The sequence below is a fragment of the Flintibacter sp. P01028 genome (assembly GCF_041925235.1).
Taxonomy (GTDB): domain Bacteria; phylum Bacillota; class Clostridia; order Oscillospirales; family Oscillospiraceae; genus Lawsonibacter; species Lawsonibacter aceti.
The window spans coordinates 1-519 of sequence record NZ_JBHEVC010000032.1; the positions used below are offsets into that span (position 1 = coordinate 1).

The 519-nt window shown below is 55.9% G+C and carries 1 protein-coding gene; it reads right to left on the reverse strand.

Features of this window, described 5'->3' with window-relative positions; translation table 11 throughout:
• Nucleotides 1-145: 145 nt before the first annotated feature.
• A complete protein-coding gene (locus ACEVJK_RS14455) occupies nt 146-412 on the reverse strand; it encodes a hypothetical protein (RefSeq protein ID WP_374740905.1) in 267 nt (88 codons plus the stop codon).
• Between the last annotated feature and the right edge of the window lie 107 nt (nt 413-519).

A 519-nucleotide genomic window follows, 5' to 3' on the forward strand; every position in this document is an offset into this window, starting at 1 on the left:
TCCGCATGGCCTCACCCCCTCTCGGGTGGTGTGGCTAACCGCCTGCCGTTGTTGCAGTATCCCTCCGGTCCCTTGTGGGACAAAATCATTCTATCAGAGGGTCCGCTTTCTGTCAATTCTTGCCGCCCAGTGGGGCGGCTTTTTCTTATGCCTGCTCCGCCTGCTCGGCGGCCTCTTTGTCAGCCTGGATGCCAGCCTCCACGGCGGCGGCGAAGGTATCCATACCGCCAGTTTGATAAGCGGCGGCCAGCTCCGCACCGTGTCTGCCGGTAAACTCTCGCATGGCCTTGGACTCCTCGTCGGTAATCTCAGGGTGCTTCTTCAGGAGCATGGGCATGCCTACGGTCGCCAAATCGGGTGCGTCGTTCTTCTCATTGATTTCGTACAGTTCATACAGTAGTTCGGTGTTCATAGTTCAATCTCCTTTGTAGTCAAAAATATGTTGTTATTCCTTCATCTGCTTGATGGCCTGGTTAACACCAGTTGCCGCCAGACCGCTTACAATGCCCACGGCAACGG